The sequence below is a fragment of the Kribbella sp. NPDC049227 genome (assembly GCF_043197265.1).
Classification (GTDB): Bacteria; Actinomycetota; Actinomycetes; order Propionibacteriales; family Kribbellaceae; genus Kribbella.
Genome location: NZ_JBICST010000010.1, coordinates 189,115 through 202,098 on the forward strand (window position 1 = coordinate 189,115; position 12,984 = coordinate 202,098).

The 12,984-nt window shown below is 68.8% G+C and carries 8 protein-coding genes; 4 read left to right on the plus strand and 4 right to left on the minus strand.

Features of this window, described 5'->3' with window-relative positions:
* Positions 1–4: 4 nt before the first annotated feature.
* Genes ACGFH6_RS40295 through ACGFH6_RS40305 form a run of 3 tightly spaced genes read right to left on the minus strand, consistent with a single transcriptional unit; the run spans position 5 to position 3,607 of the window.
* Positions 5–1,318, minus strand: coding sequence for a four-carbon acid sugar kinase family protein (locus tag ACGFH6_RS40295; RefSeq protein ID WP_393395617.1), 1,314 nt, complete (start codon positions 1,316–1,318; stop codon positions 5–7).
* On the minus strand, positions 1,311–2,609 hold the full coding sequence (locus tag ACGFH6_RS40300; RefSeq protein ID WP_393395620.1) for a RuBisCO large subunit C-terminal-like domain-containing protein: 1,299 nt from the start codon (positions 2,607–2,609) through the stop codon (positions 1,311–1,313). Before ACGFH6_RS40300 ends, ACGFH6_RS40295 begins: the two co-directional genes overlap by 8 nt.
* Positions 2,606–3,607 (minus strand): zinc-binding dehydrogenase, encoded by a 1,002-nt coding sequence (locus ACGFH6_RS40305; RefSeq protein ID WP_393395623.1) that lies wholly within the window; start codon positions 3,605–3,607, stop codon positions 2,606–2,608. The genes ACGFH6_RS40300 and ACGFH6_RS40305 overlap by 4 nt, the downstream gene beginning before the upstream one ends.
* A 123-nt stretch (positions 3,608–3,730) precedes the next feature.
* On the opposite strand from ACGFH6_RS40305, the gene ACGFH6_RS40310 reads away from it, so the two are divergent.
* Positions 3,731–5,446, plus strand: a complete 1,716-nt coding sequence (locus tag ACGFH6_RS40310) for a hypothetical protein (protein ID WP_393395626.1) — start codon at positions 3,731–3,733, stop codon at positions 5,444–5,446.
* On the plus strand, positions 5,443–8,112 hold the full coding sequence (locus ACGFH6_RS40315) for a family 78 glycoside hydrolase catalytic domain (protein ID WP_393395629.1): 2,670 nt from the start codon (positions 5,443–5,445) through the stop codon (positions 8,110–8,112). Before ACGFH6_RS40310 ends, ACGFH6_RS40315 begins: the two co-directional genes overlap by 4 nt.
* Here ACGFH6_RS40315 and ACGFH6_RS40320 read toward each other — a convergent pair.
* Complete coding sequence (locus tag ACGFH6_RS40320) at positions 8,096–9,115, minus strand: LacI family DNA-binding transcriptional regulator (protein WP_393395632.1); 1,020 nt, start codon at positions 9,113–9,115, stop codon at positions 8,096–8,098. The two genes, ACGFH6_RS40315 and ACGFH6_RS40320, sit on opposite strands and share 17 nt — an antisense overlap.
* Positions 9,116–9,305: 190 nt before the next feature.
* Here ACGFH6_RS40320 and ACGFH6_RS40325 point away from each other — a divergent pair, with 190 nt between their 5' ends.
* Together ACGFH6_RS40325 and ACGFH6_RS40330 are read left to right on the plus strand one after the other, a co-directional pair.
* Complete coding sequence (locus ACGFH6_RS40325) at positions 9,306–11,750, plus strand: pectinesterase family protein (RefSeq protein WP_393395635.1); 2,445 nt, start codon at positions 9,306–9,308, stop codon at positions 11,748–11,750.
* A gap of 6 nt (positions 11,751–11,756) precedes the next feature.
* Positions 11,757–12,983 (plus strand): hypothetical protein, encoded by a 1,227-nt coding sequence (locus ACGFH6_RS40330; RefSeq protein ID WP_393395638.1) that lies wholly within the window; start codon positions 11,757–11,759, stop codon positions 12,981–12,983.
* The last annotated feature ends 1 nt before the right edge of the window (position 12,984 follow it).

The following is a 12,984-nucleotide window of genomic DNA, read 5'->3' on the forward strand; positions in this document are numbered from 1 at the left end:
CTGTTCAGGCCTGGCGTAGGGCGTCGAAGAGGTTTGGGGCGCCGAGTTGGCCGGGTTTGAGGAGGAACTGGGTGCCGTTGAGCTGAGGGTCACCGGTGATGGCGGTGCAGAGGGTGAGGCCTTGGCCTAGGTGGCTCGGGGTGGTGGGCGATGGTTCCAGCGCGGTGACTCCGAGATCGCGGAGTACACGGCCGGACGTGTCGCCGCCGGCGACCACGACCCTTCGCACCTGGGTGTTACGAACGACTTCCCGCACGACTGCGGCGAGTTCCTTGCTGAAGGCACCGAGCAGCTCGCCCGTGGCTCGGCCAGTTGCCTCGCCCGTGTGCACCACGACGCCAGGTGCACCAGCGTTCAGTGCGCGAACTGCTTCGGCGGCGACCGCGGGTGAGCCGTCGGACACCGCGGCCGGTCGGTAGGTGAGCGGCAGTGAATGCCAGCCGGACGCAACTGCGCGGGCGATCTGTTCGGCGGTCCGAGGCGACTGGCTGCCGGAGACGACCAGCACCTGGCCGGCGACGCCGCCTACCTGCGCTCGGCCATCTCGGCCATCCCGGCCAGGCATCGCGTGGTTCGTCTGCTGCGTGGTCGGGGTGGTGAGGGCTGTGGCCAGGGCTTTGGAGAGGCCGCCGGAGCCTATGGCGAAGGCGGGGGTGGTAGGTGGGATGAGGATTGTGCGGGCAATGGCTTGGAGGTCGGCATCTGTTAGGGCGTCGAGGACGAGGGCGTCGTACGTCGACTGGGCGTCGTGGGCGGGGAGATCGGCATAGGACGTTAGGTGGATGGCGCCGATGCGGAGGTTGGTTTGGTTCGCCAGGTGTAGGCGGAGGTCGGATTCGCGCATGGGGGTGGCGGGGTGGGATGACATGGTGGGTTGTCGGTCGAGGCGGTGGATGGCGCCTGCTTCGGCGGCGAAGTGGTGGCTGAAGACTGTGTAGCGGCCCAGGTCTGGTTGTGCGATGAGGATTGGTACGACGGCTGGGCCGAAGATCGAGCGGCCGACTTCCAGGGCGCGGCCAAGGCTGCCGAGGGTGGGGGAGGAGTCGGCGGTCGAGCAGACCTTGTACTGAACGAAGCGCGGACCGAGGTCGCGCAGGGCCTGGAGGATCGGGCGGATCTCGGCTTCCTGCTCGTCGGGTGGCAATGAGCGCGCGACCCCGGCCACCCCGATCACGTCGTACTGCCGGGCCAACACCTGCAGCTCGTCCCACGCAGGCATCGTCACCAGCAGGACACCACTGAGCCCCACCCGGGTGAACTGGGCCAACGCATCCGTCGATCCCGTGAAGTCGTCCCCGTAGAACGCAACCTCAACCACGCCCGCCTCCGTCCGCCCCGGATGCGCCGGCTGCGGTGGAGGTGGCAGCGCCGAAGGTTTCCAGGGCTCGTTGGAGGGCGGGGATCTGGTGGGCGGTTTCGGTGAGGTCGCCGCCGGAGGTCGCGCATTGCCAGGCGGCTCGCAAGGCGGTGACGCCGGCGGCGGGGCCGTCGGCGTGGCCGTGGATGCCGCCGCCGGCGAGGACCAGGAGGTCTGTGGTGCCGGTCCGACGGTAGGTTTCCGGGGCTAGGCCGGGGGTCTGGCCCGATGAGAGGACGGGGAGGGTTTGGTACCCGCCCAGGAGCGGTTCGCGGACTGCGGCGATTGAGCGGAGTACCTCGTCGTCTGTTTCGTAGAACTTGTTGGACAGGCCGTTGGTGTGGAGGTGGTCTGCGCCGGCCAGGCGCGCCAGCTTCGACCAGGCTACGAAGTCGATGCCCAGTTGTGGTGCTCGCGTGAAGACGCCGGTCATGGCGCGGTGGCCGTGGATGGGGAGGGCGCAGCGCTCGCGCAGCCACGCGAGGCCGGGCAGGCCGATGAGGTTGATGCAGACCATGACGCAGGTCCCGCCGGCGGCGTGGACCAGGTCGTGGTTGGCGGCCATCCGGTCCAGGTCGTCGGTGATGTTGAAGGCGTACATCGGGCGTCGTCCGGTGCGGGCCGCGACTTTGTCCAGCTCCTCGGTCACCACTCTGACTCGGTCGGCGAGTGGTGAGTGTGGTGGGTTGCCCATCAGTTCGTCGTCTTTGATGAAGTCGATGCCGGCCTCGGCCAGTTCGCGGACGAGGATGCGCAGCTCCTCGGGCGGCAGGCCGATGCTGGGCTTCACGATGGTGCCGAGCAGTACGCCGTCTGGTCGGTTGAGCAGCTGACGGGTGCCGATGACGCCGTACTGCGGACCTGGGTAGCGTCCCGCGAACGCGTCGGGCAAGGACAGATCGAGTAGCCGGATGCCGGCGAGTTGGCGGAGTTCGAAGAGGTTGCCGGCGACCGCGGCCAGAAGGTTCGGCAGGGACGGGCCGAAGTTGTCCAATCCGAAGGCGATCCGCACCACCCCACTCCGCCGCCGCGCCCCCGCCGGCCGGATCGCACCAGGAAGATCGGCACCCGAGGATGCGGCGGGCTCGATCCCGACCACTCGGGCTGCGAAGCGGTTGCGTAGTTCGGGTGTCTCACGGGCGACTGCCACGAACGTGCCTGTTGACTGTTCGCCTGCCATCACCTCCGCGGCCTGCTCCAGCGGGAGGTAACTCTCCACCAGGTACGTCGCGACGACCTCCGACCGGCTCATCGGGTCGGGTCGATCTGCGTCTTGACGTGGTCTGAGCCGGCGTCGATCGCCTCGAGTACTCCGGGCACTTCGCCCAACCCGACCACCGACGTGATGTACGGCCGGACGTCCAGCACACGATGGTTCACCAGCCGGGCCGCAGCAGCGAAGTCCGCCGGCGTGTAGATCGTCGACCCCTGGATCGTCACCTCCTTCAGCACCACAGGATTCAGATCCACCGTCAGAGACGCACCGAACATCGGCAGCAGCACCACCTGCCCCCGCGGCCGGCACAGCGCCAACGCCTCAGCCAGACAACTCGGATGCCCGGACGCCACCACGACCACATCGAACCCGTCCCCACCACTGACCCCAGCCCCGACAACCTCCAAGTCAGACGGATCCACCACCGCGTCAACGCCCTGCGACGCAAGGAAGTCCCGATTGTGCTGCTTGATGTCACTCACCAGCACCGCACGAGCCCCACGCTGCCGCGCAACAGCAGCCGCCAGCGCCCCGATCGCCCCACCACCGAGCACAGCGACCGCATCACCCGCCCGAACCCCGGACGTCGAGCGCCAGGCCACCGCGACCGGCTCGATCATCGCGCCCTCGTCGTACCCGATCTCGTCGCTCAACGGCACCAGCACTCGCGCCGGCGCCGCGAAGTACTCACTCAGCATCCCGGGCCATCCGCCGCCCGGGACCCGTTTGTGCACGCACAAATGAGGATTCCCGGCCTCGCAGCGTGTGCACTCCCAGCACGACAACGCAGGCAGCACGGCGACTCGATCGCCGATGCCGAAGCGCGAGTCGCCCGACGCCACCACCTCCCCGGCGCCCTCATGTCCGAGCACGACCGGTGGCTTCCGGAACGGGTGGTGCCCGAGCCAGGTATGCAGGTCGGACCCGCACAACCCGACCGCACGCATCCAAAGCAGCACGTCTCCACCAACGTCCGGATCCGGCACCTCACTCACCGAGACCTGTCGCGGTGCCTCCAGCACGGCTGCCCTCATCAGCATTCTCCTTCGATCGGGTCCCGCCAGTCTCCGCCGGGAAACCTCAAGAAAACAAGGCCGATCAGCCAATCTGTGGATAGCCCGTTGACATCGCCGCGGCTGGGGGTAAAGGTTTTCCTCATGGTGACGATCCCGGCGACCCTGCTGCTCGAGGAGCGGGCCGCGCTGGCGATGAACGCGGTGACCGGCCTGGCCGACGAGGACCTGGGCGGCATCCCGTTCTTCAGCGCGAACCTGCTGTCCCGTCCGGCCCGGCTGGACCACGGCGACTGGGACTACGGCTCCAGCCACGGCCGGCTGACCGATGCGATCCTGCTGGCCCGCCAGATGACCGGCGGCAACCCGCAGTGGGACCCGCACTGGGACGTGATCGCCGACCGCTACCGGGAGACCCTGTTCGCGCTGCTCGGCGAGGACGGTCTGACGTACCGCCGCGTCCACCCGCGCGGGCACTGGCTGCCGAACGCCAATCTGATCGACCAGCGCGCCACTCTGCTCGCCCTGACGACCACGGTCGTCGCCACCGGCGATCCGGAAGCACAGAAGGCAGCAGACGCACAAGTCGCGGCACTGAAGCGGATCGCCATCAAGGAACGCGACGTCTGGTTCTACCCGGCCTCGGAGTTCACCACCGAAGGCTGGCCCTCGTCGAACGCCATCGACCTCCACCTAGCACCGGACCCCGCGTCCTTCTCCGGCCGCCTGATCATGCCGCTGCTGCGGTACCACCAGGCGACTGGCAACAGCGACGCCCTCGAGCTCTGCGAGTGGTTCGCCCGTCTCATCATCGACAAGAGCGGCGTGTTCCTCCCCGACGGCAGCTTCAACCCGGCCCGCGCGTACCGCAGCGGCCACTTCCACACGCGCGTCGGCACGCTGGAGGGATTGGCCAGACTCGCGAGGCACACCGGCGACCACGGACTGACCGAGTTCACCAGACGCAGCTACGACTGGGTGCTCACCCAGGCCACCAGGTACGGCTGGACACCAGGTGACCTGGCCGACCAGCGCTACGAGCACGAGACCTGCTCACTCGTCGACCTCATCGGACTGGGTGCGACGCTCGCCGGCAACGGACTGACGTCGTACTGGTCGGTGGTGGAGCGATTCGTCCGCAACCACCTCGCAGCGTCGCAGTTGCGCGACGTGAGCTGGGTGGAGTCCGCCCCGGACCGGTCAGGTGACGAGCCGGGCTGGCGGACGTACGTCGACGTGGGCGAGCGAGTCCTGGGCGCGTTCTGCGGGTACGGCGCTCCGAACGACTACGTCTCCGACGTACCCCTGGGCCGCGGCCACACCAACGACGTACAGGCGTGCTGCGTCGGTTCCGGCGTTCGCGGACTCTTCTGGGCGTGGAACAGCATCGTCACCGGCGACGCGGAGGTCACCCGCGTCAACCTGCTCCTCACCCGCGCGCATCACGCAGTCGACGTCCTGAGCCACCTGCCGGTAGAGGGCAAGGTCGAGCTTCACATCAACGAGCCGGTGGAGGAACTGCGTGTCCGCATCCCCGAATGGGCGGGGTACGCGCGGCTGACGCTCGACCGAGGCGACGAGACACGCACCGGCGCCGAGCGCATCTGGGCGCCGGACGGCTACCTCGCGATCCCGCAGCCGCGGCCCGGGGAGCGGATCACGGTGACCTTCCCGATGGTCGAGCAGACCACGACCGAGCTTGCCGCCGGCAACGAATTCCGGACCACCTGGCGTGGCGACGACGTGGTCGCGATCGATCCGCCCGGCCGGTCCCGGCCCATGTACGGCGATCGGCCGGAACACGCCGGCGGTCTGCGCGACTACCAACTCCACCGACCCGAGACGGAGTGGTCCTGGTGACAACAGGCTGGCTGCTGACCGATCCACCGACAGTCGAGGCACTGACGCCGTACGACCTGCGCTGCGAGCACCGGACCATGCCGCTGGGCATCGGGTCCTACCGTCCCCGGCTGAGCTGGCGGTTGGCGTCACCGCTGCGTGGCGACCGCCAGGACGCGTTCCGGGTCCGTCTGCTGCGTGACGGCGTACAGGTCTGGGACTCAGGTTGGCGGACCGACGACCAGACATACGTCGACCACGGTGGCGCACCGCTCACGTCGCAGACCGACTACGTGTGGACGCTGCAGGTCCGGGACGCCGCCGGCGCCCAGGCCGAGGCATCGTCGACGTTCGCCACCGGTCTCCTCAACAAAGAGGAGTGGGAGGCGCACTGGCTCGAACACGACTACGACACCGATCCGAAGTTCGAGCCCCCGGTCGACCGTGCAGAGCCGCGGTCGGTGCGCCAGGCCACCATCGCACCGCCGCGCTACTACCGCCGCTCCTTCGAGCTGAAGCAGCCGGTCGCGAGAGCCCGCGTCTACGCCACAGCGCACGGCCTCTACCAGCTCAGCGCCAACGGTCAGCGCGTTGGTGCCGACGAGCTGACACCAGGCTGGACGGACTACCGCGAGCGCCTCGCCTACCAGACGTACGACGTCACGCACCTCCTGCGTGAGGGCGAGAACGTCATCGGCGCGGTGCTCGGTGAGGGCTGGTGGTCCGGGTACGTCGGCTGGGACACGCGCAGTCACGCGCACCACTACGGCAAGAAGCCGCAACTGCTCGCGCAACTCGTGGTCGACCACCCCGATGGCTCCCGCACCGTCGTCGCGACGGACGCGAGCTGGGTCGAACGCCCCGGTCCGATCCGCTTCGCCGACCTATTGATGGGCGAGTCGTACGACGCCAGACTCGAGCTTGGCGACTGGTCGAGCCCTGGGTACGACGCCGCCGGCTGGGCGCCCGCGGGAGACATGGGCGCCGACCCGTCGACGCTGATCGCCGCCACCACCGAACCAGTGCGCGTCACCGAGGACCTGGCGGCCACCGAGGTCACGGCGCGTGCGCCCGGCCGCTTCATCGTCGACCTCGGTCAGAACATCGCCGGTCGGATCCGGCTGCGCATCCGTGGCGCACAGGCCGGCGACCGCATCCGCCTGAGACATGGCGAGATGCTCGAGTCCGACGGAGAGCTCTACACCGCCAATCTCCGCACCGCCGACGCCACGGACTACTTCGTCAGCGCCGGCGCCGCAGAGGAGTACTTCGAGCCGATCTTCACCGTCCACGGCTTCCGGTACGCCGAGATCGACGGCTACCCGGGCGAGCTCACCACGGATGACGTGACCGGTCGGGCGCTCCACTCCGACACTCCGGTGGCCGGGCGCTTCGAGTGCTCCGATCCGGGCGTCAACCAACTGCTGAGCAACATCCGCTGGGGTCAGCGCGGCAACTTCGTCAGCGTCCCGACCGACTGCCCGCAGCGCGACGAGCGACTCGGCTGGACCGCGGATGCGCAGATCTTCCTGCCCACCGCGGCGTACCAGGCCGATGTCCTCACCTTCTTCGACGGCTGGCTCGCCGACCTCGCCATCGCACAGACCGACGACGGCGCGATCCCCGACGTCATCCCGCATGTCATCACCGGACGCCACGGCACACCGGCCTGGGCCGACGCGGCGACCATCGTGCCGTGGACGCTCTACCGCATGTACGGCGACGATCGCGTACTGCGGAAGGCCTGGCCGTCGATGCGGCGCTGGGTCGACTACGTCCACCGCGCCAACCCGGATCTGATCTGGCGCAACCGCACCAGCGGGCACTACGGCGACTGGCTGCAGGTCGGCGTCCGCACTGACCGGGACGTCCTCGCGACCGCCTACTTCGCCCGCAGCGTCGAGTTCACCGCCGCGGCCGCTCGGGTGCTCGGTCTCGAGGAGGAAGCCGTCGCGTACGGCGAGCTGTGGGAGCAGATCGGGCAGGCATTCCGGAAGGAGTTCGTGGATGCCGAGGGCAAGGTCCGTGGTGACACCCAGACCGGCTATCTGCTGCCACTGGCCTTCGGACTGCTTCCCGAAGAGGAGGTGGCGGTCAAGCACCTCGTCGCTGACCTGGAGCGGAGGGACCGTTCACTGACGACGGGGTTCGCCGGAGTCGCGCTGCTGTGCCCGATCCTGACGAAGTACGGGCACTCCGACCTCGCGTACGACCTGCTGCACGACGACCGGTATCCGTCCTGGGGTTACTCGATCAAGCACGGCGCGACGACGATCTGGGAGCGCTGGGACGGCTGGACCGAGGAGAACGGCTTCGGCCCGGTCGCGATGAACTCCTTCAACCACTACTCGCTCGGCTCGGTCGGCGAATGGCTGTACGCCGACGTCGCCGGGATCAGCCAGTCACCGGAGTCGGCCGGCTTCCGGGACCTGGTGATCAGGCCGCGCCCCGGCGGCCGCCTGACCTGGGCGCAGGGCTCCTACGACACACCGGCGGGCAGAGTCTCCACTCGCTGGGAGGTCACCGACGGCGTACTCCGTCTGGATGTCGTCGTGCCACCGGGAGCGACCGCGACGGTCCACGTCCCAACCCCGGACCCCGACTCGGTCCGCGAGTCCGGACAGCCACTGGGTCAGCAGGTGTGCACAGTCAGCTCAGGCACCTACAGCTTCACCGCGACGGCTTGACCGTACGACGCCGTCGCGGCCGGGCCGTCGACCCCCGAACCACCAGCTCACCCGACAGGTGAGTGGTCGCCGTCGAGGCGGTGGGACCGAAGTGCTGCCACGCCTGGCGGCCCAGTTCCACCGTCGAGACGGCGTACGTCGTCAGTCCGGGGTCGGTGTGGGCGCTCATCGGAGCGTCGTCGATACCGACCACGGACAGGTCGTCCGGCACCGTGACACCCAGCTCTCGCAGCCGGCTCAGCACGCCCACGGCGACGTGATCGTTGAAGGCGATCAGTGCGGTCGGTTCGTGGGTCAGCGCCTCGTCGACCGCCGCATACCCGTCGCGGAGCGACGAGCCGCACGCCACCCGGGTCACCGGCAGACCGGCCGCGCGGAAGCCACGCTGCCGTTGCTGATCGGACCAGGCGGTCGCCGGCCCTTCCAGGTAGACGATCCGCTCGTGCCCGAGCGACGCCAGGTGGGCACACAGCTCCCGGACTCCGTGGTGATAGTCGACGACCACAGCCCCGACGGACGGATGGCGCAGAACCCGGTTGATCAGCACCAGCCGGCGGCTGGCCTCGGCGACCTCCTTGAGCTGTGGAGCGCTCATCCGCGGCGCACACAGCAACAGGCCGTCGACCCAGCGCGCCAGCTCGATCGCGGACCGGTACTCCTGCTCCGGATCCTCCTCGGTCCCGGCGACCAGCGTGTGATGCCCGTCTCCGGCGGCTTCGGCCGCGATGCCCTTCAGGATCTCCGCGAAGTACGGGTTGCCCAGGTCGGGCACCACCACGCCGATGGTCTGACTGCTGCCGCGCAACAGCGTCTGCGCCGCGGGGTTGGGCCGGTAGCCGACCGCCTGCGCAGCCGCGCGCACCCTGTCCGCCACCTGGGGCGAGACCGGCTTGCCACCGCTGAGCACCCGGGACACGGTCGCCGTCGACACCTCCGCGAGCCGGGCCACGTCGTGGATCGTGGCCCGGCCGGCGGAGGTTCGGTCGCTGGTCGGCTTTCTCACCGGATCATTGGACCATGTCCGCGCCACGATCGCTGCCACCACAGCGATGTAAACCTTTTCCCGTTTCCGCCCGATTCTGCCTTCCGAGGTCTTGACGCAGCCTCGAAGCGCTGCGACGGTAGCCGAGGAAAAGGATTACCCGCCCACCGCCCCGGGCATCTGCCACGGCGGTCCGCGCGAGGAGACCACCGTGAGAAACCGCCTGTTCAGCCTGTGCCTGGCCGTCCTGCTGGGCCTCGCGACCCTGACCGTGCCGGCCGGTACGGCGACCGCTGCCGCCAACCCGGCGACGTTCGGACCGTTCGATCCGCGGATCGAGCTGGACGGTCACTGGGGCCGCGACGACGACGTGGCGATCACGGTGAACTCCGGCTCGTCGCTGAGGTTCCGCTTCACCGGTGACCGGCTCGGCGCCTGGTTCGACACCGAGGCGATCACGAACCCGGCCCAGCTGTACGTCGCGATCGACGGCGGCGATCCGGTGCTGGTGAAGGTCGACGAGGACCACAAGGTCTTCGCCGAGGGACTCGATCCGGCCTTCGCGCACACCGCCGAGATCGTGGTCAAGGACGTGGACGAGTACGCGAACCGCTGGACGGTGCCGCTGCAGTCCGGCGTCGTACTGGAGAAGATCGAGCTGGCCCCCTTGGCACAACTGGTCCCGTTGCCGACGACGGCCGAGCATCGCATCGAGTTCTACGGCGACTCGATCACCCAAGGCGTGATGGCCTTGTGTGCGGAGCTCGGCAGCGACTGTGCCGACGGGAGCAAGAGCTACCCGCATCTGGTCGGTGAAGCGTTCGGCGCGGACACGAACCAGGTCGGCTTCGGCAAGCAGGGCATCCTCCAGCCTGGTCACGGCAATGTCGGCACCGCGGCAGACTCGTTCGGCTGGAACCTGGCCGGCTTCCCGGCCGAGCCGGCCGACCCGGGCGCGGTCGTCGTCAACTTCGGCACGAATGACACCGCCTACGACAGCGCCGAGTTCACCCCGGCGTACCTCGCCTATCTCCACAAGATCCGCGCCGCCGATCCGCGCGCCCTGATCGTTGCTCTGCGCCCCTTCAACGGCACGCACGCCGCCGACATCGCCGCGGCGGTCCGCGCCGCCAAGGACCGAAGGATCGTGTACGTCGACACGACCGGCTGGCTCGGACGGGACGACTACAACGGCAGCACCCACCCCAACGTGCAGGGCCACCAGGTCGCTGCCGCCAAGCTGACCACGGTGCTCGAACATCTCACCGGCTGGCAGCCGAGCAACCCAGGTGACACGGCGAAGCTGTCACCAAGAGGTACGGCGAACGCCACCTGCTCGGACACCCCGCTGACGATGACCTTCCGCGGGCCGGTCCGACTCGGTGTCCGCGGCAGACTTCAGATCCACAAGGCCGGCGGCGAGGTCGTCGACACCATCGACCTCGCGGACCTCACGTCGTACCAGCGCTCGGTCGGTGACGCGCGGACCGACTTCGGTGAGCTGCACACGTGGACGTACCAGCCAGTGGTCGTCGACGGCCGGACCGTATCGATCCATCCGCACCAGCGGCTCGCGCCCGGGCAGGTGTACTCCGTGACACTCGATCCAGGGTTCGTCGTCGGCCATCCCGGGATCACGAAGGGCTGGACGTTCCGGAGCCGGCAGGACCCGCGGACCGACGGCCGGTTGAGTGTCAACGGCAACGGTCACGCGGACTTCTGCACAGTGCAAGCGGCGATCGACTTCGTGGCCGAGGGCGACAAAGCGACGATCGACGTGGCGCCGGGCCTCTACCGTGAGCTGGTCTGGGTCCCGCCGACCAAGCCCGGGATCACCATCGTGGGCGCGGGCGCCGGCCGAACGGTGATCGGCTACCCGAACAACAACCTGCTGAACGGCGACTCCGCGATGGCGAACGTGCCGATCGAGCAGGCGTACTGTCAGCGCCGCGTCATCCCGCAGTCGGATCGGTTCAACTGCTGGCGCGCTGCGATGGGCGTGTTCGCCGACGACTTCACGATGACGGACGTGACCGTGCAGAACCTCACGCCGTACCGCGGGTCCCAGGCCGAGGCGTTCTTCGGCAACGGCAACCGGATGGTGCTCGCCCGGGTCCGGATCCTCGGGTACCAGGACAGCCTGCGGCTGCAGGGGCAAGCCTTCGTGACCGACAGCTACGTCGAGGGCGATGTGGACTTCGTCTGGGGGACCGGAGGTGTCTTCATGCAGGACTCGGAGCTGAAGGCGCTGCACGAGGGCTACTACAACCAGGTCCGCAACACCGACAACGGTCCCGGCAACATCTTCCTCCGGGTCCGGCTGACCCGGGCTCCCGAGGTGCCTGACGACAGCGTGTTCCTCGCGCGGGCCGAGCTCAGCCGGTTCCCGACCAGCCAGGTCGTCTTCATCGACTCCGCGATGGACAGGCACGTGAAGACGACCGGCTTCCAGATCACCAGCCCCAACGACTGCGCGGCCGCCGGTCAGGTCCGGTTCTGGGAGTACCACAGCACCGACCTCGCCGGCCGCCCACTCGACACCAGTGCACGACTGGCGTGCTCCCGGCAGCTCGGCGACGACGAGGCGGCGCACCTGCGCGACCCGTCGTCCGTCTTCGGCGGCTGGCACCCGGTCGTTCCCCGCCCCGAAAGGTGAACCAGAATGAGCATCGTCAATCGCAGATCCGTGCTCGGAGGAGCTCTCGCCGTGACCGCCACCACCGCAACCGGCTGGCCGGCTGTGGCGTCCGCTGACACACCCACCGCACCGGCGGGCGGATCGGCACCGCGCCCCGTCGCGCCGGTGAACGCCGAGATCGCCGCCGCCCACGCTGCGGTGTACAAGACTCTGCCTGAGGTCGTCGTCGGGGTCGACGTCGAGGACCTGATGAAGATCCACACCGCCGCGGACGCCGACGCGCTCCGTCCGCAGCTGGTCGCCCAGGTCTGGAAGGACACCGGTGTCATGCCGACCGGACTTCCGGCAGTACGACGCGACGTCGGTGTGCCGGCCGAGTTGCCCGCGTTCACCGGCGTCCGTCGCTACGACCGGCTCGAAGTGTCGATGCCGTTCGGGTACGTCGCGACCGTCTTCGTCCTGGAGCCGACGCGGAGCAAGCATCGCCGGGTCGCGTTCTACCACAACGGGCACGGCGAGCCGCTCGACACGATGCAGCGGGTGGCGCAGGGGCTGCTCGACCACGGCTACACGGTGCTGCTGTTCGCGATGCCGTTCTACCACTGGAACCCGAAGACCATCCAGGACCCGGCCGACCCGTCGGTGCAGCTGCAGCCGTCACACAACGATCTCCCGCAATGGGAGTCCGAGGAGTACTCCCCGCTCGCGCTGTTCCTCGAGCCGCTCGCGGTCTCGGCGAACTACGTTCAGAAGACCTACCGGCCGTCGTCGGTGCAGATGGTCGGGTTGTCCGGCGGTGGCTGGGCGACGACCATCTACCCGGCGCTCGATCCGCGGATCACCCGGTCCTACCCGACGGCCGGATCGTTGCCGTTCTTCGTCCGGCCGGGCTCGCCGAAGCCCAGCCCGACGCGCGGGGACTGGGAGCAGCGGCAGGACATGCAGCCCGGGTTCTACGGACTGGCCGACTTCCCGGACCTCTATGCGCTCGCGGCGGTCGGGAGGAACCGCCGGCAGCTCCAGATCCTCAATCGCTTCGACGAGTGCTGCTTCAACGGGGTCGGTCACCGCTCCTACGAGGCAGCCGTCCGGCAGCGGATCGCGGTCATCGGCACCGATGCCGTCAGCAACGAGTCGAACGGCCACTGGGAGCTGCTCGAGGACGCCACCCACGGCGATCACACGATCAGCCCGTACGCCCTGTCCGTCATCCTCTGGGACCTGGACGTCCACTGCGCCCACCTGCCGTGAG

Bases quoted from the DNA above. Each gene is read 5' to 3' on its own strand.
- ACGFH6_RS40300 (WP_393395620.1), bottom strand. From the start codon at position 2,609: ATGAGCCGGTCGGAGGTCGTCGCGACGTACCTGGTGGAGAGTTACCTC.
- ACGFH6_RS40305 (WP_393395623.1), bottom strand. From the start codon at position 3,607: ATGAGGGCAGCCGTGCTGGAGGCACCGCGACAGGTCTCGGTGAGTGAG.
- ACGFH6_RS40310 (WP_393395626.1), top strand. From the start codon at position 3,731: ATGGTGACGATCCCGGCGACCCTGCTGCTCGAGGAGCGGGCCGCGCTG.
- ACGFH6_RS40330 (WP_393395638.1), top strand. From the start codon at position 11,757: ATGAGCATCGTCAATCGCAGATCCGTGCTCGGAGGAGCTCTCGCCGTG.